The sequence below is a fragment of the Paracoccus benzoatiresistens genome, assembly GCF_026913015.1.
GTDB classification, from domain to species: Bacteria; Pseudomonadota; Alphaproteobacteria; order Rhodobacterales; family Rhodobacteraceae; genus Paracoccus; species Paracoccus benzoatiresistens.
On sequence record NZ_JAPTYD010000002.1, the window covers coordinates 24,522 to 47,328 of the forward strand.

Here is a 22,807-nt window from a genome sequence, read left to right on the forward strand (position 1 = left end):
CGACCTGGCCGAGGGCATGGCGCATCTGGTTGCGGTCTGCCCGGTCTGGGCCCGCGTCGCGCCGCAGATCGGCCCCCTGCCCCTGCGGCGGCGGGCGGACGGGTTCGAAGCCATCGCCAGCGCCATCGTCGCGCAACAGATTTCGGTCGCGGCGGCGGATTCGATCTGGGCGCGGATGGCGGCGGCGGGTCTGGTGACGGAAGCCGCCATCGCGGCGGCGGAGGAGGATGCCTTGCGCGCGGCGGGCTTGTCGCGGCCCAAGGCGCGCTATCTGAAGGGGATCGCGGCGGCGGGGCTGGACTGGCAGGGTTTGCGCGCCCTGCCCGACGCGGATGTGATCGCGGCCCTGGTGGCGCTGCCCGGCATCGGCCTGTGGACTGCCGAGATCTATCTGAAATTTGCGCTTGGCCGGGCGGATGTCCTTGCCGCCGGCGACCTGGCCCTGCAGGAGGCGGCGCGGATCATGTATGGGCTGGACGCCCGCCCCGGCCCCGCCGCCCTGCGCGAGATGGCCGAGCCCTGGCGGCCCTGGCGCGCGGTTGCGGCGCGGGGGCTGTGGGCCTATTACCGCCTGGCCAAAGGCCGCGAGGGAGTGACATGAGCGTTCTGAAATCCGCCCGCAAGGGTCCCGCTAAGGCCGATGCGGTCGTGGTCTTCCTGCACGGCTATGGCGCGGACGGGGCCGACCTGCTGGGCTTGGCCGATCCCCTGGCGCCGCATCTGCCGGGCGTGGCCTTCCATGCCCCCGACGCGCCGGAACGCAGCATCAACAATCCCTTCGGATACCAGTGGTTTCCGATCCCCTGGCTGGACGGCTCGACCGAGGCGCAGGCGAAGGAGGCCATGGGCCGCTCTATCGGCCTGCTGAATGCCTGGCTGGACCAGGTGCTGGCGGACGAGGGGCTGACGGCGGACCGGATGCTGGTCGTGGGCTTTTCCCAGGGCACGATGATGGCGCTGCATGTCCTGCCCCGCCGCAATGAACCGGTCGCCGGGATCGTCGGCTTTTCGGGCCGCTTGCTGGCGCCGGACCTGCTTGCGGCCGAGGCGAGGGTCAAGCCTCCGGTCTTGCTTCTGCATGGCGACCAGGACCCGATGGTGCCGTTCCAGGACATGACCCTGGCGGGCGAGGCGCTGGAGCGCGCGGGCTTCACCGTCTATGGCCATGTGATGAAGGGCACCGGGCACGGGATCTCGCCCGACGGGCTGTCCGTCGCGCTGAGCTTTGCCAAGGACCGCCTGGGGAAATAGTCAGCCCCAAATCGCGGGGTCGGCCAGTTCGATCGAATTGCCCGCCGGATCGCGGACATAGACCGAGCGGGCGCCGTTCGGCCAATGGAAATCCGCCTCGATGGCGATGCCTTGGGCGGTCAGGTGGTCGCGCCAGGCATCCAGCCGGTCGGCGGCCACGGCCAGGCAGAAATGGCCGGGGCCGCGCGCGCCATGCGGGGGCACGGGCAGCCTTGCATCCGGCCGGGGCGGCTGTTCGGTAGCGGCGGGGTTGAAGACCAGCAGCACCTGCGAAGGCGTCACGCGAAAGAACACATGCCGGCCCGGCACGCTCTGGAATGGCTGCAATCCCATCACGTCGCGCCAGAAGATCGTGGCCGCGTCAAGATCATCCGCGTAAAGCGCGGATTCCAGCGTGCCAAGCACAGGGGGCGTATGGCCGGTCATCAGCCCAGCTTGCCACCGCCAGGGTCCAGGCGCAATCGTCACGCCAAAGTCACGGTCACGGGTTATCCATGGGTTATCGGACAGATTGGGGGCTTGCCAGATCCCCGACGCGATATATAGTCGCAGTCATGGATCTGACGGGCGCCCCCGACCACCCCATGGGGGCAGACGGGAAGGCTGCATGCTTGACAACCGACATCAGACGGACTTTCGGACCCAGTTCGTGCGCGAGCCTGCAAGCCTGCGACACTATCCCGCGCTGGTGCTGAACGCGGATTACCGGCCCTTGTCCTACTACCCGCTGTCGCTCTGGCCCTGGCAAGAGGCGATAAAGGCGGCCTTCCTGGCCCGGGTGGACATCATCGCCGAATACGACGAGGTCGTCCGAAGTCAGCGACAGGCGTTCAAGCTGCCCTCGGTCGTCGTTCTGAAAGATTATGTCAAACCCCAGAAGCGCGTGGCATTCACGCGCTTCAATCTTTTTCTGCGGGACGAATTCTGCTGCCAGTATTGCGGGGCCAAGGGCGACCTGACCTTTGACCATGTGGTGCCCCGGTCGCGCGGCGGCGTCACCAGCTGGGACAATGTCGTGGCCGCCTGTTCGCCCTGCAACCTGCGCAAGGCCAACCGCAGCCTGCGCCATTCCGGCATGAGCCTGCGCCGCAAGCCGCGCCAGCCCAGTCCCGAGGAAATGCACGCGGCGGGGCGGCGCTTCCCCCCGAATCACCTGCACGACAGCTGGATGGATTTCCTTTACTGGGATGCCGAACTGGAAAGCTGAGCGTCAGACAAGGCTGACCGTCAGGTGTCGTGGTCGTGCCGGTCGCCCTGGGACAGGTGCAGGGCAGCGGCGGCCGACAGCGCGACCATCGCCAGGATCACCATCGGCGCAGTGGCCGAAAAGGCCGCCCACAGCGTCAGGGCGGCGACAAGGATGACTGCGACGATCAGGACCAGGAAGTGCGGCAGGGGCATGGCATGGCGTCTCCTCGACTTCAATATGGGACGAAGAAGCCGCTTTGAAAAGACAATGCGGAAAATGCGCGCGAAATTGCCGCGCGGTCACGTCACGGCCGGCGGAAAGCCCTCAGATCAGGCCCGCATGTTCCAGCGCGGCGTCGATCAGGCGGCGGGTCGGATCGGTCAGCGGCACCAGCGGCAGGCGGACGCGTTCGTCGCACAGGCCAAGGCGCGACATGGCGTATTTGGCGCCGACCAGGCCCGGTTCGCAGAAGATCGCGACATGCAGGGGCATCAGCCGGTCCTGGTATTCCAGCGCCTTGGCATAATCGCCGGCCAGCGTCGCCTCCTGGAACTCGGCGCAGAGCTTCGGCGCGACATTGGCCGTGACGCTGATGCAGCCCACGCCGCCATGCGCGTTGAAGCCAAGGGCGGTCGCGTCCTCGCCCGACAGCTGCACGAAATCCGTCCCGCAGGTGATGCGCTGCTGGCTGACGCGCTCCAGCTTGCCGGTCGCGTCCTTGACGCCGATGATCGTGGGCAGCTTGGCCAGTTCGCCCATCGTTTCCGGCGTCATGTCGATGACCGACCGGCCCGGAATGTTGTAGATGATGATCGGCAGGTCCGAGGCCTCGGCCAGGGCCGTGTAATGGGCGATCAGACCCGCCTGCGTCGGCTTGTTGTAATAGGGCGTGACGACCAGCGCGGCGTCGGCGCCGACCTCGGCCGCGTGGCGGATCAGGCCGATCCCTTCGCGGGTCGAGTTCGACCCCGCCCCCGCGATGACCGGAATGCGGCCTGCGACGGCCTTGACGACCTCCTCGATCACCATGCGGTGCTCGTCATGGGTGAGCGTCGGGCTTTCGCCGGTGGTGCCCACCGGCACCAGCCCGTGGCTGCCCTGGTCGATATGCCAGTCGACCAGTTTCTTCAGCGTGTCCAGATCCAGTTCGCCGTCCGACGTGAACGGCGTGACCAGTGCGGGCAGGGATCCCTTGAACATGACACGCTTCCTTGCAGGTGATATGGATTGCGCGCCTGATTAGCGGGGCAAGCGGAACTTGCCAAGGTTGTGAATTGCGTCATCGGTGCATGGCGGCGACACAGGGTGGTGATGCGACTTCTGCGCGACATGCTGACCGTTGGGCTTCTGGTGCTTGCCCCTCTTGCCCCCGCCCGGGCCGAGGATGCGGGCGCGATGGCGCTGGCCTTGTCGGCGGCGGATGCGCGCGATTGGGTCACCGCGCGCGATGCCGCCCGCCGGTCGGGCCCCATGGCCGAGGCCCTGGTCGGCTGGCAGGCGCTGCGCGCCGGTCACGGCGCCATTGGCGATTACATCGACTTTGCGCGGGCCTATGGCGACTGGCCGGGGCTGGCCCTGCTGCGCGAACGGGGCGACGCGAAGCTGCGCCCCGACCTGCCCGCGCAGGACATCCGCGACTGGTTCGGCGACCGTTTGCCCGAGACCTTGGTGGCCGAGCGCGCCTTTCTGGCGACGCTGGATGCCAAGGCGGCGCAGGCCGAACGCGCGCGGTTCTGGACCGAGACGCCCCTGACGGCGCCCGAGGAAGCGGCCTTCCTGGCAGAGCACGGCGCCGAACTGGCACCCCTGATGACCACGCGCGCCGTGGCGATGCTGGACCGGCAGGAATGGGCACAGGCCGAACGCCTGCTGCCCCGGCTGCCCGAACCCGACCGCCCCCTGCTGGCCGCGCGCATCGCGCTGCAGGCCGGGCGGGCCGGCGTGGATGACCTGATCCTGGCCCTGCCCGCTGCCCTCCGCAACGATCCGGGCCTGGCCATGGACCGCTTCCTGTGGCGGGTCCGCGCCAAGCAGCACGAGGGCGCGCAGGCGCTGATGCTGGAGGTCTCGACCACCGCAAAGGCGTTGCGCGATCCGGCAACTTGGGCCTCGATGCGCGTGGACTACGCCCGCATGGCGATGCGCAACGGCGACTGGCAGCGGGCCGAGGCCCTGGCCCGGTCGCATTTCCTGCCGCCCGACAACCGCCACTACGCGGACCTGGAATGGCTGGCGGGCTTTGCCGCGCTGAAGCAGGGGGCGGCGGATCGGGCACTGGCGCATTTCCGGCATCTGGAAACGGTGGTCGGCAGCCAGATCAGCAAGTCGCGCGCCTTCTACTGGCAGGGCCGCGCCCATCAGGCGCTTGGCGACGGGCGGGCGGCGGATGCGGCCCATGCGCAGGCGGCGCTGATGCCCGGCACCTATTACGGCCAGCTTGCCGCCGAACGGATCGGCGCGACGATGCCCGCCGATTATGCCACCCCTGCCCCCCTGCCCGACTGGCGCCGCTCGCCCATAAGCGAAAGCAGCGTCTTCCAGGCCGGCCTGTGGCTTCTGGCCACCGGCCGTCCGGACGAGGCGCAGCGGTTCCTGCTGCACCTGTCGGAAACCGCCCACCCGCAGGACACGCTGCGCATGGCCCGCCTGATGGCCGAGGCGGAGATGCCTTGGCACTCGCTGCGGCTGTCCAAGCGCGCCGCCGACAAGGGGCTCATCCACCCCGGCGCGCATTTCCCGCTGAACGGGCTTCAGGATGCCGACCTTGTGGTGCCGCCGGAACTGGCGCTGTCGATCGCCCGGCAGGAATCCGAATTCAACCCTGCCGCCCGCAGCCCCGTGGGCGCGCGCGGGCTGATGCAGGTGATGCCAGAAACGGCCAGGCAGATGGCGCGCGAGATCCGCGAGCCTTTCGATGTCGCCCGGCTGACGACCGACGGGGCCTATAACGCCCGGCTCGGCGCGGCCTATCTGGCGGGACTGCGCAACCGCTTCGGGGCGTCCACGGCGCTGACGGCGTCAGGCTATAACGCGGGACCGGGGCGTCCGGCGCGCTGGCTGCGCGATTTCGGCGACCTGCGCCGCGGTGCCGACCCGGTGGAATGGGTCGAGCTGATCCCCTTCGACGAAACCCGCAACTATGTCATGCGCGTCACCGAGGCGATGCCGGTCTATCGCGCCCGCATCCTGGGCCGTCCCGCCCCCATCGTCCCCACCTGGGACCTGACCGGAGGCGGGCTGATGCCGCCCCCCGTGGCGCGGCTGACGCTGGCGCTGTCGGCCCGGCCCCTGGCAAAGCCCTTCATCGGGCCGATGCTGCCCGAAGGCTGGAAGCCGGTGGCGGTGGAAGCGTCGGCCATCCGGTAGGGTGCGTGCTGGCACGCACCGAAGGCGTGCGGCCCTTGGTGCCTGCCCGCAGGCACCCTACGTGCCCTTCACCCGAGCCCGCCACAACGTGAACAGTCCAGCCGCCACGACGATGGCCGTGCCGAGGACCACGTTCATGTGCAGCGCCTCGCCGAAGACCATCACGCCGATGAGGCTGACCCAGACCAGTTGCGTATAGGCGAAGGGTTGCAGGGCGGATGCCTCGGCCAGTTCATAGGCGCGGATCAGCAGGTAATGCGACACCAGCCCGCAGACGCAGAGCAGCCCCATCCAGATCCAGTCGGCCGGGGCCAGCCATTCCCACTGGCCGATGCCCAGCACGGTTACGGTGGCCGCGCCCGCAATGCCTGTCCAGAAAAAGCTGACCTGCGCCGGATCGTCGCGCGCCACATGCCGCGTCAACAGGCCATAAAGCGCGAACAGCAGGGCCGAGGCAAAGGCCAGGACCGAGCCGAGGTTCAGCACCGCGCTGCCGGGCTGCAGGATGATCACGATGCCGACAAAGCCCACGCCGATCGCCGTCCAGCGCCGCCAGCCGACCCTTTCGCCCAGGATCGGGCCGGACAGGGCCGCTATCAGCAGCGGATAGGCGGTGAAGATCGCATGGGTGCCGACCAGGCCAAGGCGCACGAAGGCCTCGACCATCAGCGTCGTCTCGAGGACCAGGATCGCGCCGCGCAGGATCTGCGTCTTGGGCCGCCTGGTGCGAATGGCGCGCCGCAGCCCGCCCGGCTGGCGCGAGACCATGGCGATCACGAACAGCGCAAAGAACCAGTACCGCAGCATGACAACCAGCACCGGCGGGTATTCCGATCCCAGCATCCGCGAAAACGCGTCCTGCATCGCGAAGATGAAGCTGGTCGCGCACATCAGCGCGATGGCAAGCCCGGTCCGGTCCGTCCTGCCGCCGAAGGACCTGGGCGCAGCGGCGGGCGGCGCCGGGGCGGCATAAGGCTGGCTGTTCTGGTCGTTCGGCATGGCGGCTCCGTGGATGGTTCCGCCATGCGCCTGTTTCTGCCGCAAGGTCAAGGCAAGCCCGCCTTGCACGGCCTGCAAATCAGTCCCGCGTGCGGATGACCTTGGCCAGGGGCTCGAACACCTGGGTATTGGCGGCGATCAGGCGCCCCGATTCCAGCGGGTCGTCGCCGTCGCGGATGCCTTCGACAAAGCCGCCGGCCTCGCGCACCATCAGGATGCCCGCCGCCACGTCCCAGGGCTTGTTGCCCCGCTCCCAATAGCCGTCGTATCGCCCTGCGGCGACATAGGCGAGGTCCAGCGCCGCCGAACCCAGCCTGCGAACGCCGGCCGTCAGCGGCATCAGCCGCGCCAGATCCTGCAGGGCGGCAGGCAGCGGGCCGCGTCCCGCGAAGGGAATGCCCGTGGCAAACAGCGATTCGTCCAGCCGGCGCCGCCCCGAAACACGCAGCCGCTGGTCGTTCATGAAGGCCCCGGCCCCCTTCTCGGCCACGAAAAGCTCGTCCTTGGCGGCGTCGAAGATGACGGCGGCGACGATTTCCTTCTTGTGCTCCAGCGCGATGCTGACCGCCCAGTGCGGCAGGCCATGGAGAAAGTTGGTGGTGCCGTCCAGGGGATCGACGATCCAGCGACGGGTCGGATCCTCGCCCGCATCCTCGCCGGTTTCCTCGCCCAGCCAGCCATAGTTCGGACGCGCGCCGCGCAGTTCCTCCTTGATGATCCGCTCGGCTTCCTGGTCGGCGCGGCTGACGAAATCGCCCGCGCCCTTGACGCTGACCTGAAGGTTCTCGACCTCGCGGAAATCCTTGACGAGGCTGCGCCCGGCCTTGCGGGCGGCCTTGATCATGACGTTCAGGTTGGCGCTTGCCATCGAATACTCCGGGAAACAGGGGATGGAGGCGTCATAGGGGCAAGCGGGGGGAATGTGAAGCGAAAGGGGCGTTACGCTGCTGCGCCCCGCAACATCCGCAAGGGCTCGGTCCGCGACAAGCGCAGGACATGGGCCATGTAGGGCTGGTTCAGATCCTCGGCCCGCACGGCGGCGTAAAGGCGCCGGATGATGCCGCCGCGCGTCAGGGGAAGCATGGCGATTTCCGCATTGGCCGATTCCCGGCGCAGCACCCAGTCGGGCATCACCGCCACGCCCCGCCCGGATGCGACCAGCATCAGCGACACGGCGGTCAGTTCCACGGTTCGCTGCTGGGCGGGTTCGATCCCCGCAGGCGTCAGGAACTGGCTGAAGACATCCAGCCGCGCCCGGTCCATCGGATAGGTGATCAGTGTTTCCCCCGCCAGGTCGGTCGGATCGGCATAGCCCTTGGCGACCAGGGGGTGATCCGCCGGCACCACCAGCGTCGGGGAATAGTCGAACAGCGGCTGATAGGTCACGCCCGCCATCTCCTCGGGGTCGGACGAGATGACCAGGTCGACCTCTTGCCGCGCCAGCGCAGGCAACGCGCCGAAGGCAAGGCGCTGGCGGATGTCCAGGTCCACCTCGGGCCAGGAGCGGCGGAAGAGGTCGAGGACCGGCAAAAGCCAGTCGAAGCAGGCGTGGCATTCCATGGCGATATGCAGCCGCCCGATGCGGCCCGCCTCGACGCCCTTGAACTCGGCCTCGGTGGCGGCGACCAGCGGCAGCACCTGCTCGGCCAGCCGCAGCAGGCGCATCCCCGCGGGCGACAGGCGCATGGGCTTGGCGCGGCGGACGAACAGATCCACCCCGGCCTGCTCCTCCAGCGCCTTGACCTGATGGGACAGGGCCGACTGGGTGATGTTCAGAACCTCGGCCGCGCGGGCGAGGCCGCCTTGTTCGTGGATGGCGCGGACGGTGCGCAGGTGGCGCAGTTCCAGATGCATGGTGAGCGTGACTCATGTTGATCTTGAAGATTATGAATTTGTCTCACGGCCGACCCTATGGCACAAGCGCCGAAAGTCAAAGGAATCGCCATGTCCCGCCCCAAGATCAGCTTCGAGTTCTTTCCGCCGAAGACGCTGGATGCGTCCTTCCGGCTGTGGGAAACCGCGCGGGCGCTGGCGCCGCTGGCGCCCGACTTCGTGTCCGTCACCTATGGCGCGGGCGGCACGACCCGCAAGCTGACGCACGAGGCGGTGACGACCATCAACCGCCATTACGGCATCCCTGTCGCCGCCCACCTGACCTGCGTCGAGGCCACGCGCGGTGAGACGATGGAGATCGTGCAGTCCTATGCCGATGCAGGGATTCGGGAAATCGTGGCCCTGCGCGGCGACGCGCCCAAGGGCCAGGACCGCTTCACCCCCCATCCCGAGGGCTTTGCCAATTCCGTTGAGCTGATCGAGGCGATCGCCGCGCGGGGCGACATGACCATCCGCGTCGGCGCCTATCCCGAACCGCACCCGGACAGCAGCAGCCCGGATGCGGATGTCTACTGGCTGAAGCGCAAGATCGACGCGGGCGCGACCAGTGCGATGACGCAGTTCTTCTTCGATGCGGACACCTTCTTCCGCTTCCGCGACAAATGCGCGGTGGCCGGCATCGACGCGCCGATCATCCCCGGCATCCTGCCGATCCAGGGTTGGGCCGGGGCCAAGCGCTTTGCCGCGACCTGCGGCACCAGCGTGCCGGCCTGGGCCGAGGAGGCCTTTTCCAAGGCCGCAGCCGAAGGCCCCGCGGCGGAACGCGCGCTGGCCGAAGAGGTCTGCGTCGCCCTGTGCCGCAAGCTGCTGGACGGCGGCGCGGACCGGCTGCATTTCTATACGCTGAACCGGCCCGAACTGACGCTGGCGGTGTGTTCGGCGCTTGGGGTCGAGCCGGTGCGCGACCTGGGCGCGGTGGCATAAAAGGGGCTGTTGCCCCTTTTTTTACTCGAAGCCCATTACCGTGGCGCGGGTCATGGCGCCAAAGCCGTTGAAGCGGGTATTGGTCACGACCGAATAGGCGCCCGCGCCGTGGAAGACGACGTAATCATCCTCGGCCACGTCATCGGGCAGGGCCATTTCGCCCGGCAGGCGGTCCACCGAATCGCAGGTCGGCCCGAAGATGACGCGGCCATTGCGCTCGCCGGTGCGGGGCTTGCCCTGCGGCGTCAGAACCTCGATCCGGTCGATATTGCCGATGATCGGCAGTTCGGCCAGCGCGCCATAGACGCCGTCATTCAGGAACACGCTGGCCCCGTCGCGCACGCCCTTGACGCGGGTGATCAGCGCATAGGCATCGGCGCAAAGGCCCCGGCCCGGCTCGCAGACAAGCGCGGGGGCGTCGGCGCCGAAGCACTCCGTCACCGTCTCGCCGATCTCGGTGAAGATCGACTGCAGGTCGGGCTCGACGCCCACGGCCCTGTGCGAGGGGAAGCCGCCGCCGACGTTCAGCCGCTGCGCCCTGACGCCCGCCATGTCGCAGATCTCCTTCGCCACGCGGATATAGCTTTCCCAGGCAATCGGGTCGGTGCATTGCGTCCCGGGATGGAAGGTCAGCGAGGGGACATAGCCCCGCTCCGCCACCAGGCGCAGCAGGTCGGCCGCCAGTTCGGGCGTCGCCCCGAATTTCGATCCGAAGTCATAGACCGCGCCCAGCACCGGCAGCTTGAAGCGTGGCGAAATCTCGACCCCCTTGCCGGCGACTTCGGTCGGCACCTGTTCGAACAGCTTGTCCAGTTCGCTGCGGCTGTCCACCGACCAGGCAAGGATCCCTTCGCGCACGCCATGCGCGATCTCTCGGCGCGACCGCACGGGGTTGTGGTAATGGCGGGCGGCGCGGGGGGCCAGTCGGCCGATCAGGTCGATCTCGAACGGAGATGCCACGTCGAAGCCCTGGATGCCGGCGGTCACCAGGTTCTGGATCACGGCCTCGTCCGGGTTCGACTTCACCGCATAGGTGACAAGGCCCGGAAAGCCGTCAAGAAACTGCCGCGCCCGGTCCTGCAACACTGTGGGCGCGAAGGCCATCACCGGATGGTCGGGCTGAAGATGGCGGATGATCTCGGCCGGATTGTCCCAGACGGTCTTCTGTGTCCCCATTGTGCGGGATCCTTTCGCGCGTTTGATGCAAGCGGGCGCAGGGCATGAAGCCCCGCAACCCAGAATGGCGCTTTTGGGTTCCAGTTTCACCGATGAAAAGGGTAGATTCGCGCCCCTTGCCAGTTATTATGACGAACTTCATGTCAGTTTGACGAAACCGCAGGACAGGGCCGATGGACGAACTGGATCGCAACATCGTGGCCCTGCTGTCGCAGGATGCGCGCAGTTCCATCGCGGTTCTGGCGCGGCGGCTGAAGGTGGCGCGGTCCACGCTGCAGGCGCGGCTGGAAAGGCTGGAAAGCTCGGGCGCGATCGCGGGCTATACGCTGCGCCTGGGCGAGGCGGCAAAGCTGGGCCGCATCCGCGCCACCGTCATGCTGGCGATCGAGCCGCGCAGCCAGCCCGCCATCCTGTCGCGCCTGAAGGCCATGCCGCAGGTCGAACGCATCCACACGACCAGCGGGCGTGTCGACCTGCTGGTGCAGATCGTCAGCGGATCGACCGCCGAACTGGACGAAACCCTGGACCGCATCGGCGCCATCGACGGCATCCGGTCCCATGAAAGCCTGATCCACCTGACGACCAAGCTGGACCGGGCGGTCTAGCGCAGCCGGAACAGGTCCACGAAATCCTGCGCCGCGCGGGCATCGCCCGACAGACCGATCAGGTCGTCCCCTGCCAGCCGGGCCAGCGGCACAGGGCCATAGACCGCCCGCGCCAGGCTGTTGCCGCTGCCCGACAGCACGAAATCCGCCCCCGGATCCATCCCCGCCCCGGGCCGCAGGATGCCGTCGCCCGACAGCCGCAGCACGAAGCTCTCCCGGCCCATCTGCATGACGGCGGTTGCCCGATGCCCCTCGGCCGGACCGATCATCGCCGTCATCGACAGGATCAGCGCGGTCGGGCTGATGAAGCGGCGCGGATCGTGACCCGGATGCAGCGCCCCCCAGCGGCACATCGCCTGAAGGACCGGCAGCAGGCCGCGTCCCGAAGGGGTCAGGTCATACAGCCCCGCCTCGGAATGCGTCACGACCCCTGCCCCGATCAACTGCGTCAGCCGCTGCGTCAGCACCGCCGCCGTGACGCCCGGCAGGCCGTGCCGGATCATCTGGAACCGCTTGGGCGCCAGCATCAGCTCTCGCACGATCAGCAGCGCCCAGCGGTCGCCCATGATGTTCAAGGCATGGGCGGCGAGGCACCCTTCGTCATAGCGGATGCGCGGAGGCTGGCGTGCTTCGTTCATGGCCCGACAGTATCAGTTGCTTTTTCATACTGCAACTGCCACGCTGGTCTCAGTCCGGGCCACGATGCCCCCAACGGGAGGAAGGATCATGACCTATATCTCGGGTTTCGTTTGCGCCGTTCCGACTGCCAGGAAGGACGCCTATGTCGCCCATGCGAGGGCGGGCTGGCCGTTCTTCCAGAAGCGGGGCGCGCTGCGGATGGTCGAATGCTGGGGCGAGGACGTGCCCCACGGCAAGCAGACCGACTTCTATCGTGCGACCCAGGCCAGGGAGGATGAAACGCCGCTGTTTTCCTGGGTCGAATGGCCCGACAAGGCCACATGCGATGCGGCCTGGTCCACCATGGACGGCGATTCGGGCCAGCAGGACATGCCGGAAATGCCCTTTGACGGGACGCGCATGTTCTGGGGCGGCTTCACGCCGATCGTCGAGGAAGGCGAAAGCCGGCCTGGCAAATACGTCCAGGGTTTCGTGCTGGCCGCGCCCGCCGACAAGAAGCAGGCCTATATCGACCTGGCCAACAGCGCGGCCGACATGTTCCAGCGTTACGGCGCCACCTATCAGGCCGAATGCTGGGGCGAGGACGTGCCACATGGCAAGCAGACCGACTTTTACCGCGCCGCCGATGCCCGGGATGGCGAGGTGCCGGTTTTTGCCTGGATCGAATGGCCCGACCGCGCCACCTGCGATCAGGCCGGCAGGAAGATGGAGGCCGAGATGAACGGACAGGACATGCCGGAGATGCCCTTCGACGGGATGCGCATGTTCTGGGGCGGCTTCACGCCGATCTTCGACAGCAAGACGGCGTAGGGTGCGACCATGGCCAGGATTCACGGACATCCCGTCTGGTTCGAGCTTGCGACGGGTCAGGGTGACCTGGAAGCGGCGGGCGATTTCTATCGCCAGGTTCTCGGCTGGCAGATAGGCGACAGCGGGATGGCGGGGTTCGCCTATCACCTTGCCACTGCCGATGGCGACATGGTGGCCGGCCTGATGGAGATGCCGGGCGACGTGGCCGGGATGCCGCCCGCATGGATGGTCTATTTCGGCGTCCAAGACGCCGACAGGGCCGCCGCCGACATCCGCCAGGAGGGCGGCCGGGTGTTCCGGGAACCGGCCGACATCCCCGGCACCGGGCGATTCGCCATCGTCACCGACCCGCAGGGTGCCCCCTTCGGCATCCTGCGCCCCGACCCGATGGAGGGGGGCGGCGAAACCCGGGCCTTCGACCAGCAGAAGGCCGCGCATGGCAACTGGCTGGAACTGATGTCCCCGGACCCGGCGGCGGGCTTCGATTTCTACGCGCGCCTGTTCGGTTGGCGGAAATCGACGGCCATCGACATGGGAAAGATGGGCAGCTACCAGATCTTCGGCCATGACGGCGCCGATATCGGCGGCATGATGGGTTTGGGCAACGCGCCGCACCCCTGCTGGCTGCCCTATTTCGGAACCAACGGCGTGAACCCCGCCGTCGGCCGCATCAGGGATGCGGGCGGCACCGTCCAGCATGGCCCGCAAGAGGTTCCGGGCGGCGCCCATGTCGCGGTCGCCGCCGATCCCCAGGGCGCCCGCTTCGCCGTGGTCGGCCCGCTGGAGATGACGCCATGACCCTGGTCCTGACCACCTATGACTGGGTGCCCGAGTTCCCGCGCGGCTTCGTGCGCGACATCCGCGTCCGCTGGCTGCTGGAAGAACTCGGCCGGCCCTACCAGGTCGAGACGGTGCCGGTGCGCGAGAAATCCCCCGACCACATCGCGAACCAGCCCTTCGCGCAGGTGCCCTTTATCCGCGACGGCGACCTGACCCTGTTCGAATCGGGCGCGATCCTGCTGCATCTGGCCGAGGGCACGGACCTGATGCCCGAGGATCTGCGCCCCCAGGTCCAGCAATGGCTGATCGCGGCGCTCAACAGCGTCGAGCCGTTCATCATGGCCTGGGCCATCAACAAGTTCTTCGACAAGGACGAGGCGGGCGCCGCCCGCCGCGAGCCCCTGCTGCATCAGCGGCTGGCGCAGTTGCAGGCCGCTTTGGGCAACCGCGACTGGCTGACGGGCGACAGCTTCACGGTGGCCGACCTGCTGATGGCCGACATCCTGCGGATCCCGGCGCAGAACGGCTTTCTGGACGACCTGCACGGGCTTGCGGCCTATACGGAACGCGCCACGGCCCGTCCGGGCTTCAGGAAGGCCCTGGCCGACCAGATGGCGCATTGGCGCGCGGCGGATGAAAGACAGGCCACTGCATAGGCTGCACGCTGTCTCTCTTGGCCTTTGCCCCTGCATTCGCTAATCCCCTTTCCAAGCGAAGGGGATCTGCCGAGATGAGCATGGACAAAAGCTTTGACGCCAAGGCCGCCGAAGCGCGGATCAGCGCTGAATGGGAACGGGCGAACGCCTTTGCCGCGGGGGCCAATGCCTCGCGGTCCGAAACATTCACCGTGATGATCCCGCCCCCGAACGTCACCGGCAGCCTGCATATCGGCCATGCCTTCAACAACACCCTGCAGGACATCCTGGTCCGCTGGCACCGGATGCGCGGCTTCGACACGCTGTGGCAGCCCGGCCAGGACCACGCGGGCATCGCCACGCAGATGGTCGTGGAACGCCGCATGGCCGAACGCCAGGAACCGAACCGCCGCGCCATCGGGCGGGACGCCTTCCTGCAGAAGGTCTGGGCCTGGAAGCAGGAATCCGGCGACACGATCATCAACCAGCTGAAGCGGCTCGGCGCCTCCTGCGACTGGTCGCGCAACGCCTTCACCATGTCGGGCGCGCCGGGCGCCCCTGCGGGCGAGGAAGGGAATTTCCACGACGCCGTGATCCGGGTCTTCCTGGACCTTTACAACAAGGGCATCATCTATCGCGGCAAGCGGCTGGTGAACTGGGATCCGCATTTCGAGACCGCCATCAGCGACCTCGAGGTCGAGAACCGCGAGGTTTCCGGCCACATGTGGCATTTCAAGTACCCGCTGGCCGGCGGCGAGACCTATGAATATGTCGAACGCGACGCCGACGGGAACGTCACGCTGCGCGAGACCCGCGATTACATCAGCATCGCCACGACACGCCCCGAGACCATGCTGGGCGACGGCGCGGTGGCGGTCCATCCGGATGACGCGCGCTATGCCCCCATCGTCGGCAAGCTGTGCGAGATCCCCGTGGGTCCCAGGGAACACCGCCGGCTGATCCCGATCATCACCGATGAATACCCCGACCCGAACTTCGGATCCGGCGCGGTCAAGATCACCGGGGCGCATGACTTCAACGACTATGCGGTGGCGATCCGCAACGACATCCCGCTTTACGCGCTGATGGACACAAAGGGCGCGATGCGCGCGGATGGCCTTTCCTATGCCGAAAGCGCCGCCATCGCGACCCGCGCCGCGCGGGGCGAGGATGTGGGCGACGTGTCCAACGTCAACCTGGTGCCCGAGGATCTGCGCGGCCTGGACCGCCTCGAGGCGCGCAAGCGGGTCATCGACCAGATCAATGCCGAGCGTCTGGCCGTCACCTATCTGCACAAGGAAATAGACCGCGACACGGGGGCCGAGCATCTGGAGCGCCGCCCGCTGGTGGACAGCAAGCCCATCATGCAGCCCTTCGGCGACCGCTCGGGCGTGGTGATCGAGCCCATGCTGACCGACCAGTGGTTCGTGGACACCCAGCAAATCGTCGGCCCTGCGCTGGATGCCGTGCGAGACGGCCGCACCGAGATCCTGCCCGAGCAGCACAAGAAGGTTTATTTCAACTGGCTGGAGAATATCGAGCCCTGGACGATTTCCCGCCAGCTTTGGTGGGGTCACCAGATCCCGGTCTGGTATGGCCTCGACCTGTCGCCGGAAGGGCAGGTCGATGACGACGGCGATGGCGCGCTGGACGACGTGGAAATCTTCGCGCTGCTGGAGGAAGGCCTGGTCCATCGCGACGAGATCCACCATGCCGCCGCGAATTTCGACCAGGTGGCCGAACAGTTCCGCGATTCCATCGCGGGCCTGCCCCCGCCCCTGGAGATCGCCCGCATTGTCGAGGTCGCGGAGCGCAACGCCGCCATCGACGCCTTTGCCCGAGGCTTGGCGGATTACAACCTGACCGAGGATCCGACCCGGCTGGTTTATCCCGTCTGGCGCGATCCCGATGTGCTGGACACCTGGTTCAGCAGCGGGCTGTGGCCGCTGGGGACACTGGGCTGGCCCTATGACACGCCGGAAATGCGCAAGTATTTCCCGACCGACGTGCTGGTCACGGGCTTCGACATCATCTTCTTCTGGGTCGCCCGGATGATGATGATGCAGCTGGAGGTCGCGGGCGACGTGCCCTTCCGCACGGTTTATGTCCACGGCCTCGTGCGCGACGAAAAGGGCGCCAAGATGTCGAAGTCGAAGGGCAACGTCATCGACCCGCTGACGCTGATCGACGATTTCGGGGCCGATGCGCTGCGCATGACGCTGACCGGCATGGCCGCCATGGGCCGCGATCCGAAGCTGGGGCCCAAGCATGTCGAGGGCGCCCGCAACTTCGTGACCAAGATCTGGAACGCCACCCGCTTTGCCGAGATGAACGGCGTTCGCGGCGGCGGGACGCTGCCGCAGCCGCGGCATACCGTGAACCGCTGGATCATCGGCGAGGTCGCGCGGATCCGGCTGGCCACGGACGAGGCGCTGGCGACATACCGCTTCAACGATGCCGCGAATGGGCTTTACGCCTTTGTCTGGGGCAAGGTCTGCGACTGGTATGTCGAATTCGCCAAGCCCCTGTTTGATGGCGAGTTCGCGGATGAAACCCGCGCGACGATGGGCTGGGTTCTGGACCAGTGCTATCTGCTGCTGCACCCGATCATGCCCTTCGTGACCGAAGAGCTGTGGCGGCTTACCGGCGACCGCCCGAAGATGCTGGTCCACGGCGACTGGCCGACCTATGGGGCGGAACTGATCGACGCCGAGGCGGATCGCCAGATGAACTGGGTGATCGCCCTGATCGAGGCGGTCCGCTCGGCCCGCGCCCAGATGGGTGTGCCTGCGGGCGCGAAGCTGGACCTGATCGTGACCGAGGCGGACGGGACCGCGCGCGCCACGCTGGCCGCCAATGCCCCGCTTGTCGAGCGGTTGGCGCGCGTGAATGCGCCCGTGGACGGCGTCGCGGGCAAGGGCATGATCGCGGTCGCGGCGCAGGGGGCCAGCTTCGCCCTGCCCATTGGCGACGTGATCGACGTGGCGGCGGAAACGGCGCGGCTGCAGAAATCCGCCGCGAAGTCCGAGAAGGACGCGGACGGGTTGCGCAAGCGGCTTGGCAATCCGAAGTTCGTCGAGAACGCCGAAGCCGAGGTGATCGAGGAAACCCGCGAGAAGCTGGCGGCCCTTGATGACGACATCGCACGCCTGAAGGCGGCGCTGGCGCAGCTGGCGGCGATGTAAGCCTTCGCTGCCCGGGGCGCCTGCGGCGAGAGCAGGTGCCTCCGGCGGGGATATTTAAGTGAAGAAGAACCGTCAGAGCGCGGAAAGCGCGCGCGGCAGCGCCTCGGCCAGGATGTCGAGTTCGGCACCGGGCGCGCAGCTGACGCGGATGCAGCGGTTGAGCGGCGCCACGCCGGGCATGCGGACAAAGACGCCCTGTCCCGCCAGCGCATCGACAAGGCGACGCGCGAAGGCGCCGTCGCGATGCGTATCCAAGGCCACGAAGTTGGTGGCCGATGGCAGGGCGGTCAGCTGGTTTTCCGCGCCAAGGGCGGCGATGCGGTCACGGGCGGCGGCAACCCTGGCTACGATCTGAGCCAGCCAGTCCCGGTCGGCCAGCGCGGCCAGCGCGCCGATCTGGCTGATGCGGTTCATGCCGAAATGGTTGCGCACCCGGTCGAAGGCCGCGATCAGGTCCGGGTGACCGATGGCATAGCCCACGCGTGCGCCCGCCATGCCATAGGCCTTGGAGAAGGTCCGCATCCGGATCACGCGGGGATCATCGGGGGCGATGGTCGGGATGGCGCCCGCCGGGGCGAATTCGGCATAAGCCTCGTCCAGGACCAGAAGGCAGTCTGCGGGCATCCGGTCCAGCATCGCCTCGATCACCGCGCCCTCGTGCCAGCTGCCCATCGGGTTGTCGGGATTGGCCAGATAGACCAGTCGCGCCCCGGTTTTCCTTGCGCGGTCCAGCAGGGCCTGCGGATCCTCGGCATCCTTGTGGTAGGGCACCTTGTCCAGCGCCCCGCCGAAGCCGGTCACATGGAAGTTGAACGTGGGATAGGCCCCGTCCGAGGTCACGACCACGTCCCCTGGCGCGACCGTCAGCCGCACGAGCAGGCCCAGAAGACCATCGATGCCCTCGCCCACGATGATGTTCTCGGGCCGCACACCGTGATGGGCGGCCAGGGCTTGCGTCAGGTCGAAACTGGTCGGGTCGCCGTATTTCCAGACCTCGCCCACCGCCGCCTGCATCGCGGCAACCGCGCGCGGACTTGGGCCGAAGCCGTTTTCGTTGGCGCCGAGCCGGGCGGCGAAGGGGCGGCCCGACTGGCGTTCCAGCGTTTCGGGTCCGACAAAGGGGACGGTGGCGGGCAGGCCCGCCGGGATCGGGGCAAGGCGGATCATCAGAAGGCGCGGAAGGTCATGGTGGTCAGCGTGCGGCTGATATGGGGAATGTCGAACAGGCGTTCGGACAGGAAGCGGCCGACATCCTCGTCCTCGGGGATATACACCTTGGCAATCAGGTCGAAGTCGCCGGAGGTGGAGTAAAGCTCGCTGACGACCTCGCGGTCATAGATGGCCTCGGCGACCTGATAGGTCTTGCCGGGCTCGCAGCGGAACTGGACGAAGACAGGTCGCATGAAACCTCCGTTGATCGTGTCGCGGCCACGTTAGACCGCCGGCGCGGCGCGGGTCCAGACCCCCTGCGCATGGCCGCGCCAGAAGCGGGACATCAGCAGCCATGCTGCCACCGTCAGCCCGACGCAAAGCCCCAGCCACAGCCCGGCGGGGCCGAAGCCCAGCGGGAAGGCCAGCCCCCAGGCGACGGGCATCCCCACCACCCAATAGCTGAAGGCCGCGATCCACATCGGCATGCGCGTGTCATGGACCCCGCGCAGGAAGCCGAGCGCGATCACCTGGAAGGCATCGGTCAGCTGGAACAGCGCGGCATAGACCAGCAGCGCCGCGCCAAGCGCCACGATGGCAGGCCCGCGCGGATCGGCGGGGTCGAGATAGAGCCTGACCAGCCAGTCGCCCGCCAGCAGATAGACGCTGATCGCAAGCGTGGCAAAGACCAGCGACATGCCGATGACCGTGACGGCGGCGTCGCGCATCCATCCGGCATCGCCGTGGCCCTTGGCCTGGCCCACGCGGACCGTCGCGGCATTCGACAGGCCCAGATGCACCATGAAGGTGATCGAGGTGATCTGCAGCGCGATGCCATGCGCGGCCAGTTCCTGCGTGCCGATCCAGCCCATCATGATGTTGGAGCCGACGAACAGTCCGCCCTCGGCCACCAGGGTCAGGCCGATGGGCCAACCCAGGCGGAACACCTGCCGCATGGCGGGACCGTCGGGCCGCCAGAACCGCTGGAACAGGTGATACTTGCGCGTCGCCGGCAGCCAGCGGGCATAGGCCACCAGCACGACAAGCTGCGCTGTCTGCACGATCACGCTGGAGATGGCGGCACCCCGCACGCCCAGTTCGGGAAAGCCGAGATTGCCGAAGGTCAGGACCCAGATCAGCGCGATGTTCAGGGGCAATCCCGCCAGCGTCACCCACATGACGACCTGCGCCCGTTCCAGCGCCGCCAGATAGGAATTCAATGCCAGCGCGCAGAGCATCGGCAGAAGGCCCCAACCGGCGATGCGCAGGAAATCCTGCGCCAGCGTGGCCACCTGCTCCGTCTGGCCAAGCGCCAGCAGGATCGGGCCGGAAAACCAGAACAGCGGCAGGCACAGGGCCGAGTGGATCGCCGACAGCCACAGCGCCATGCGCGCGGCGCGGCGGACCTGGGCCTCGTCCCCCCGCGTCACGGCGGTGGCGATCAGACCCATGACGCCGGTGCCGTATCCCATGCCCAGGAAATACAGGATTTGGATCATCGAGGTCGCGATGACCAGCGCCGCCAGCGCATCGACCCCATACCACCCCAGCATCACCGTATCGCTGACATGGATGCCCATGCGCGCCAGATGGCTGCCGATCAGCGGCAGGCCAAGCGACAGGGTCGCGGCGATATGGGGACCATAGCGGGACATGCGGCTGCCATAGCGCGGCGCGAGGGACTTCACAATCTGCAAGTCCGGAAGGCAGTCTCTCGGCCGCGTTGAAAGCGTCCGGAGCGGATCGGCCTTCGGGAATGTCGATCCGCCCTAGGCCTTGCCCAGGGTGACGATGCGCAACCGGCGAACCGATTTCTGGATGCGGCCGCGCACCTCGTCGGGTTCGCTGGCCACGGCCTTGATCAGGGCCCGCATGTCGCCGCGTGCCGTGTTCAGCTGGTCGATCAGCGACATCACCATGTGCAACGCATCCGGGGGCAGGTCGTAGAAGTCCGACAGGTCGCAGAGCAGTTGCAGCCGCGCCACGTCGGCCTCGGTAAAGGCATGGCCGCCGGGCGTGACGACGGGCGTCACCACATGGGCCGCGATGAAGGAGTGCAGGCGCGCGGGATCCAGATCCTCCAGGATCGCCACGACCTCGGCTTCGGAATAATGACGGGCCATCGCCTATCCCCCCGCTTTCAGCCCGGCGCGGGGATCATAGCCGTGATCCTTGCGCCATTCCTCGAAAAACCGGGCCAGATCGTCGTCCACCTTCGGCGGCATGACGATCTTCAGTTCGACCTGCTGGTCGCCCCCGTTGATGCCGCGCCCGCGCAGGCGCAGCTTTTGCCCCGTGGTCGCGCCCTTGGGGATCGTCAGGTTGACAGGACCGTCGATGGTCGGGGCCGCGACCTTGCCGCCCAGAACGGCCTCGGGCAGGCTGATCGGCAGGGTCAGCAGGATGTCGTCGCCCTCGCGCCGGAAATCGGGATGGGGCGTGATGCCGATGGTCAGATAGGCATCGCCCGCGCCGCCCTGGCCCAGGCCCTGCCCGCCCTTGCCCTTCAGCCGGATGGTCTGGCCCTCGCGCACGCCCTTGGGGATCGTGACTTCCAGGTCGCCCCCCTCGGGCAGGGTGATGCGGGTCTTGCCGCCCCTGGCGGCGGTCAGGAAATCGACCTGCAGCGAGAAGCGGTAATCCTGCCCGCGCGCATGGAAATCGCGCTGGTCCTCGTGGCCGCCGCGCCCGAAGCCGCCGCCAAAGCCGCCGCGCCGCCCGAACAGATCCGAGAAGACATCCGACAGGTCGGGATCGCCGTCGAAGCCATAGCTGCGGGCATAGGGGTTGCCCGCCGCCTCGGCATGGTCGCGCCAGGCGCGGCGCTGCGGGCGTTCCTGGCCTTGGGCGTCGATCTCGCCCGCGTCGAAGCGGCGGCGCTGTTCGGGATCCTTCAGCAGGTCATAGGCGGCCGAAGCCGCCTTGAAGCGCGCCATGGCCGCCGGATCGGGGTTCAGGTCGGGATGGTCGGCCTTGGCGATCCTGCGATAGGCCTTCTTGATTTCGGCATCGGTTGCCGATTTTGTCAGCCCCAAGGCTGCATACGGATCGCCTGCCATGACCGATTCCCCATCATTGCTTTCGGATCAAGAAGATAGGAAAGGCATGGGTTTCATCAATAGGGCAGCGGATACTGCTTGTGCAGCCGGTCGATGGCGCGGCGCAGATCGTCGGGCAGCGCCTTGCCAAGTCCGGCGATCAGGTGGTCAAGCTGGTCCAGCCGCGTCGCGCCGATGATTGGGATGACCTTGAAGGGCCGGGTCTGCTGCCAGGCGATGGCCATGTGGACCCTGTCCCAGCCGTGTTCCGCCGCCAGCCGGCCATAAGCCTCGGTCGCGGCAAGGCCCGCCGGGGTCTTGCGCCCGCCCAGGTTTCCGGGTCCGCCCGTCGTCTTGTCGACCGCGGCGCGGCTGCCCTCGGGCATGGCGTCGTCTGCATATTTGCCTGTCAGCAGCCCCGCCGCCAGTGGGGAATAGGAGAGCAGCGTCACGTCCTCGTTCACCGCGACCTCGGCCAGGTCGGTATCGTAAAGGCGGTACAGCAGCGAGTATTCGTTCTGGATCGCCGCCATGCGCGGGGCGCCGGTCCGCTCCGCGACATCGCACCAGCGGGCCAGGCCCCAGGCGGATTCGTTCGACAGGCCGACGGCGCGGATCTTGCCCGCCTTTTGCGCATCGGCCAGCCCGTCCAGCACATCGGCCATGTGGTCCAGCGTCTGCTGCCTCGACTGCCGGGAGGGGTCATAGTTCCAGTTCTGGCGGAAGGCATAGCTGCCCCGCACCGGCCAGTGGAGCTGGTAAAGATCGATCCGGTCCGTCTGCAACCGCTTCAGCGATCCGTCGATGGCGGCCCGGACGATGGCGCCGTCATAGGGGGCGCCGTCGCGGACCATCTGGCTGGGGCCGGTGATCTTGGTCGCGATCTCGACCCGGTCGCGGTTGCCGGCGCGCGCCAGCCAGTTGCCGACGAGGGTTTCGGTCAGGCCGATCGTCTCGCGCCGGACGGGGTTCACGGGATACATCTCGGCCGTGTCGATGAAGGTGATGCCGGCGTCCAGGGCGCGGTCGATCTGGGCATGGGCCTCGGCTTCGGCTGTCTGGTTGCCGAAGGTCATGGTGCCGAGGCAGATCTCGCTGACCTCGACAGGGCTGCCGCCCAGTGTCACGCGCTTCATGCTGTTTCCTTTCGTCCTGTCGCGCGCAGGTT

The 22,807-nt window shown here is 67.6% G+C and carries 24 protein-coding genes; 10 read left to right on the forward strand and 14 right to left on the reverse strand.

All coding sequences use genetic code 11. The annotated features are described in order from the left end of the window. The first annotated feature begins 16 nt into the window (after window positions 1-16). Complete coding sequence (locus tag OU682_RS02130; protein WP_268940659.1) at window positions 17-601, forward strand: DNA-3-methyladenine glycosylase family protein; 585 nt, start codon at window positions 17-19, stop codon at window positions 599-601. Continuing rightward, window positions 598-1,251 (forward strand): alpha/beta hydrolase, encoded by a 654-nt coding sequence (locus OU682_RS02135; RefSeq protein WP_268940418.1) that lies wholly within the window; start codon window positions 598-600, stop codon window positions 1,249-1,251. The genes OU682_RS02130 and OU682_RS02135 overlap by 4 nt, the downstream gene beginning before the upstream one ends. Here the strand turns inward: OU682_RS02135 and OU682_RS02140 are convergent, their stop codons facing one another. Further along, window positions 1,252-1,677, reverse strand: coding sequence for a VOC family protein (locus OU682_RS02140; RefSeq protein WP_268940419.1), 426 nt, complete (start codon window positions 1,675-1,677; stop codon window positions 1,252-1,254). Between the two features lie 181 nt (window positions 1,678-1,858). Between OU682_RS02140 and OU682_RS02145 the strand changes: the two genes are divergently transcribed. Continuing rightward, window positions 1,859-2,458, forward strand: a complete 600-nt coding sequence (locus tag OU682_RS02145; RefSeq protein WP_268940420.1) for an HNH endonuclease — start codon at window positions 1,859-1,861, stop codon at window positions 2,456-2,458. Window positions 2,459-2,478: 20 nt separating this feature from the next. Here OU682_RS02145 and OU682_RS02150 read toward each other — a convergent pair whose 3' ends face one another. Together OU682_RS02150 and dapA are read right to left on the reverse strand one after the other, a co-directional pair. Then, the gene (locus OU682_RS02150; protein ID WP_268940421.1) at window positions 2,479-2,652 is read right to left on the reverse strand and encodes a hypothetical protein; all 174 of its coding nucleotides are present in this window, start codon (window positions 2,650-2,652) and stop codon (window positions 2,479-2,481) included. A 112-nt stretch (window positions 2,653-2,764) separates the two neighbouring features. Then, window positions 2,765-3,640 (reverse strand): 4-hydroxy-tetrahydrodipicolinate synthase, encoded by an 876-nt coding sequence (dapA, locus tag OU682_RS02155; RefSeq protein WP_268940422.1) that lies wholly within the window; start codon window positions 3,638-3,640, stop codon window positions 2,765-2,767. Between the two features lie 111 nt (window positions 3,641-3,751). Between dapA and OU682_RS02160 the strand changes: the two genes are divergently transcribed. Continuing rightward, window positions 3,752-5,806 (forward strand): transglycosylase SLT domain-containing protein, encoded by a 2,055-nt coding sequence (locus OU682_RS02160; RefSeq protein ID WP_268940423.1) that lies wholly within the window; start codon window positions 3,752-3,754, stop codon window positions 5,804-5,806. A gap of 57 nt (window positions 5,807-5,863) precedes the next feature. Here the strand turns inward: OU682_RS02160 and OU682_RS02165 are convergent, their stop codons facing one another. The 3 genes from OU682_RS02165 to OU682_RS02175 form a co-directional block, all read right to left on the reverse strand. Further along, window positions 5,864-6,805, reverse strand: coding sequence for a DMT family transporter (locus OU682_RS02165; RefSeq protein WP_268940424.1), 942 nt, complete (start codon window positions 6,803-6,805; stop codon window positions 5,864-5,866). Between the two features lie 79 nt (window positions 6,806-6,884). Beyond that, window positions 6,885-7,673 carry an inositol monophosphatase family protein gene (locus OU682_RS02170; protein WP_268940425.1) on the reverse strand — a complete coding sequence of 263 codons (789 nt, stop codon included), beginning with the start codon at window positions 7,671-7,673 and terminating at the stop codon, window positions 6,885-6,887. A 71-nt stretch (window positions 7,674-7,744) separates the two neighbouring features. After that, window positions 7,745-8,659 (reverse strand): LysR family transcriptional regulator, encoded by a 915-nt coding sequence (locus OU682_RS02175; protein ID WP_268940426.1) that lies wholly within the window; start codon window positions 8,657-8,659, stop codon window positions 7,745-7,747. A 90-nt stretch (window positions 8,660-8,749) separates the two neighbouring features. On the opposite strand from OU682_RS02175, the gene metF reads away from it, so the two are divergent. Beyond that, window positions 8,750-9,622 carry a methylenetetrahydrofolate reductase [NAD(P)H] gene (gene metF / locus OU682_RS02180; RefSeq protein ID WP_268940427.1) on the forward strand — a complete coding sequence of 291 codons (873 nt, stop codon included), beginning with the start codon at window positions 8,750-8,752 and terminating at the stop codon, window positions 9,620-9,622. A 21-nt stretch (window positions 9,623-9,643) separates the two neighbouring features. On the opposite strand, the gene OU682_RS02185 is transcribed toward metF, so the two are convergent. Next, window positions 9,644-10,798 carry a type III PLP-dependent enzyme gene (locus OU682_RS02185; protein WP_268940428.1) on the reverse strand — a complete coding sequence of 385 codons (1,155 nt, stop codon included), beginning with the start codon at window positions 10,796-10,798 and terminating at the stop codon, window positions 9,644-9,646. A gap of 173 nt (window positions 10,799-10,971) precedes the next feature. Between OU682_RS02185 and OU682_RS02190 the strand changes: the two genes are divergently transcribed. After that, complete coding sequence (locus OU682_RS02190; protein ID WP_268940429.1) at window positions 10,972-11,403, forward strand: Lrp/AsnC family transcriptional regulator; 432 nt, start codon at window positions 10,972-10,974, stop codon at window positions 11,401-11,403. Here the strand turns inward: OU682_RS02190 and OU682_RS02195 are convergent. Then, a complete protein-coding gene (locus tag OU682_RS02195) occupies window positions 11,400-12,041 on the reverse strand; it encodes a winged helix-turn-helix transcriptional regulator (protein ID WP_268940430.1) in 642 nt (213 codons plus the stop codon). The genes OU682_RS02190 and OU682_RS02195 overlap by 4 nt on opposite strands. An 88-nt stretch (window positions 12,042-12,129) precedes the next feature. On the opposite strand from OU682_RS02195, the gene OU682_RS02200 reads away from it, so the two are divergent. From OU682_RS02200 to OU682_RS02215, 4 genes are all read left to right on the forward strand, one after another. Beyond that, window positions 12,130-12,852 (forward strand): DUF1428 domain-containing protein, encoded by a 723-nt coding sequence (locus OU682_RS02200; protein WP_268940431.1) that lies wholly within the window; start codon window positions 12,130-12,132, stop codon window positions 12,850-12,852. Window positions 12,853-12,861: 9 nt separating this feature from the next. Further along, a complete protein-coding gene (locus OU682_RS02205) occupies window positions 12,862-13,650 on the forward strand; it encodes a VOC family protein (protein ID WP_268940432.1) in 789 nt (262 codons plus the stop codon). Then, window positions 13,647-14,288, forward strand: coding sequence for a glutathione S-transferase family protein (locus OU682_RS02210; RefSeq protein WP_268940433.1), 642 nt, complete (start codon window positions 13,647-13,649; stop codon window positions 14,286-14,288). The genes OU682_RS02205 and OU682_RS02210 overlap by 4 nt, the downstream gene beginning before the upstream one ends. 74 nt (window positions 14,289-14,362) lie before the next feature. Continuing rightward, window positions 14,363-17,452, forward strand: coding sequence for a valine--tRNA ligase (locus OU682_RS02215; protein ID WP_268940434.1), 3,090 nt, complete (start codon window positions 14,363-14,365; stop codon window positions 17,450-17,452). A 72-nt stretch (window positions 17,453-17,524) separates the two neighbouring features. Here OU682_RS02215 and OU682_RS02220 read toward each other — a convergent pair whose 3' ends face one another. From OU682_RS02220 to OU682_RS02245, 6 genes are all read right to left on the reverse strand, one after another. Further along, a complete protein-coding gene (locus OU682_RS02220) occupies window positions 17,525-18,619 on the reverse strand; it encodes a pyridoxal phosphate-dependent aminotransferase (RefSeq protein WP_268940435.1) in 1,095 nt (364 codons plus the stop codon). Beyond that, complete coding sequence (locus OU682_RS02225) at window positions 18,619-18,855, reverse strand: Lrp/AsnC ligand binding domain-containing protein (protein WP_268940436.1); 237 nt, start codon at window positions 18,853-18,855, stop codon at window positions 18,619-18,621. The genes OU682_RS02220 and OU682_RS02225 overlap by 1 nt, the downstream gene beginning before the upstream one ends. Before the next feature lie 30 nt (window positions 18,856-18,885). Then, window positions 18,886-20,256 carry an MATE family efflux transporter gene (locus OU682_RS02230; RefSeq protein ID WP_268940660.1) on the reverse strand — a complete coding sequence of 457 codons (1,371 nt, stop codon included), beginning with the start codon at window positions 20,254-20,256 and terminating at the stop codon, window positions 18,886-18,888. A gap of 114 nt (window positions 20,257-20,370) precedes the next feature. Continuing rightward, the gene (locus OU682_RS02235) at window positions 20,371-20,724 is read right to left on the reverse strand and encodes a hypothetical protein (protein ID WP_268940437.1); all 354 of its coding nucleotides are present in this window, start codon (window positions 20,722-20,724) and stop codon (window positions 20,371-20,373) included. Between the two features lie 3 nt (window positions 20,725-20,727). Continuing rightward, complete coding sequence (locus OU682_RS02240; protein ID WP_268940438.1) at window positions 20,728-21,660, reverse strand: DnaJ C-terminal domain-containing protein; 933 nt, start codon at window positions 21,658-21,660, stop codon at window positions 20,728-20,730. Between the two features lie 56 nt (window positions 21,661-21,716). Continuing rightward, window positions 21,717-22,775 (reverse strand): aldo/keto reductase, encoded by a 1,059-nt coding sequence (locus OU682_RS02245; RefSeq protein ID WP_268940439.1) that lies wholly within the window; start codon window positions 22,773-22,775, stop codon window positions 21,717-21,719. Window positions 22,776-22,807 lie beyond the last annotated feature (32 nt).

Excerpts from the sequence above, each read along its gene's own strand:
- OU682_RS02130 (WP_268940659.1), top strand. The coding sequence starts at position 17 with ATGGCGCATCTGGTTGCGGTCTGCCCGGTCTGGGCCCGCGTCGCGCCG.
- OU682_RS02135 (WP_268940418.1), top strand. The coding sequence starts at position 598 with ATGAGCGTTCTGAAATCCGCCCGCAAGGGTCCCGCTAAGGCCGATGCG.
- OU682_RS02140 (WP_268940419.1), bottom strand. The coding sequence starts at position 1,677 with ATGACCGGCCATACGCCCCCTGTGCTTGGCACGCTGGAATCCGCGCTT.
- OU682_RS02145 (WP_268940420.1), top strand. The coding sequence starts at position 1,859 with ATGCTTGACAACCGACATCAGACGGACTTTCGGACCCAGTTCGTGCGC.
- OU682_RS02150 (WP_268940421.1), bottom strand. The coding sequence starts at position 2,652 with ATGCCCCTGCCGCACTTCCTGGTCCTGATCGTCGCAGTCATCCTTGTC.
- dapA (WP_268940422.1), bottom strand. The coding sequence starts at position 3,640 with ATGTTCAAGGGATCCCTGCCCGCACTGGTCACGCCGTTCACGTCGGAC.
- OU682_RS02160 (WP_268940423.1), top strand. The coding sequence starts at position 3,752 with ATGCGACTTCTGCGCGACATGCTGACCGTTGGGCTTCTGGTGCTTGCC.
- OU682_RS02165 (WP_268940424.1), bottom strand. The coding sequence starts at position 6,805 with ATGCCGAACGACCAGAACAGCCAGCCTTATGCCGCCCCGGCGCCGCCC.
- OU682_RS02170 (WP_268940425.1), bottom strand. The coding sequence starts at position 7,673 with ATGGCAAGCGCCAACCTGAACGTCATGATCAAGGCCGCCCGCAAGGCC.
- OU682_RS02175 (WP_268940426.1), bottom strand. The coding sequence starts at position 8,659 with ATGCATCTGGAACTGCGCCACCTGCGCACCGTCCGCGCCATCCACGAA.
- metF (WP_268940427.1), top strand. The coding sequence starts at position 8,750 with ATGTCCCGCCCCAAGATCAGCTTCGAGTTCTTTCCGCCGAAGACGCTG.
- OU682_RS02185 (WP_268940428.1), bottom strand. The coding sequence starts at position 10,798 with ATGGGGACACAGAAGACCGTCTGGGACAATCCGGCCGAGATCATCCGC.
- OU682_RS02190 (WP_268940429.1), top strand. The coding sequence starts at position 10,972 with ATGGACGAACTGGATCGCAACATCGTGGCCCTGCTGTCGCAGGATGCG.
- OU682_RS02195 (WP_268940430.1), bottom strand. The coding sequence starts at position 12,041 with ATGAACGAAGCACGCCAGCCTCCGCGCATCCGCTATGACGAAGGGTGC.
- OU682_RS02200 (WP_268940431.1), top strand. The coding sequence starts at position 12,130 with ATGACCTATATCTCGGGTTTCGTTTGCGCCGTTCCGACTGCCAGGAAG.
- OU682_RS02205 (WP_268940432.1), top strand. The coding sequence starts at position 12,862 with ATGGCCAGGATTCACGGACATCCCGTCTGGTTCGAGCTTGCGACGGGT.
- OU682_RS02210 (WP_268940433.1), top strand. The coding sequence starts at position 13,647 with ATGACCCTGGTCCTGACCACCTATGACTGGGTGCCCGAGTTCCCGCGC.
- OU682_RS02215 (WP_268940434.1), top strand. The coding sequence starts at position 14,363 with ATGAGCATGGACAAAAGCTTTGACGCCAAGGCCGCCGAAGCGCGGATC.
- OU682_RS02220 (WP_268940435.1), bottom strand. The coding sequence starts at position 18,619 with ATGATCCGCCTTGCCCCGATCCCGGCGGGCCTGCCCGCCACCGTCCCC.
- OU682_RS02225 (WP_268940436.1), bottom strand. The coding sequence starts at position 18,855 with ATGCGACCTGTCTTCGTCCAGTTCCGCTGCGAGCCCGGCAAGACCTAT.
- OU682_RS02230 (WP_268940660.1), bottom strand. The coding sequence starts at position 20,256 with ATGTCCCGCTATGGTCCCCATATCGCCGCGACCCTGTCGCTTGGCCTG.
- OU682_RS02235 (WP_268940437.1), bottom strand. The coding sequence starts at position 20,724 with ATGGCCCGTCATTATTCCGAAGCCGAGGTCGTGGCGATCCTGGAGGAT.
- OU682_RS02240 (WP_268940438.1), bottom strand. The coding sequence starts at position 21,660 with ATGGCAGGCGATCCGTATGCAGCCTTGGGGCTGACAAAATCGGCAACC.
- OU682_RS02245 (WP_268940439.1), bottom strand. The coding sequence starts at position 22,775 with ATGAAGCGCGTGACACTGGGCGGCAGCCCTGTCGAGGTCAGCGAGATC.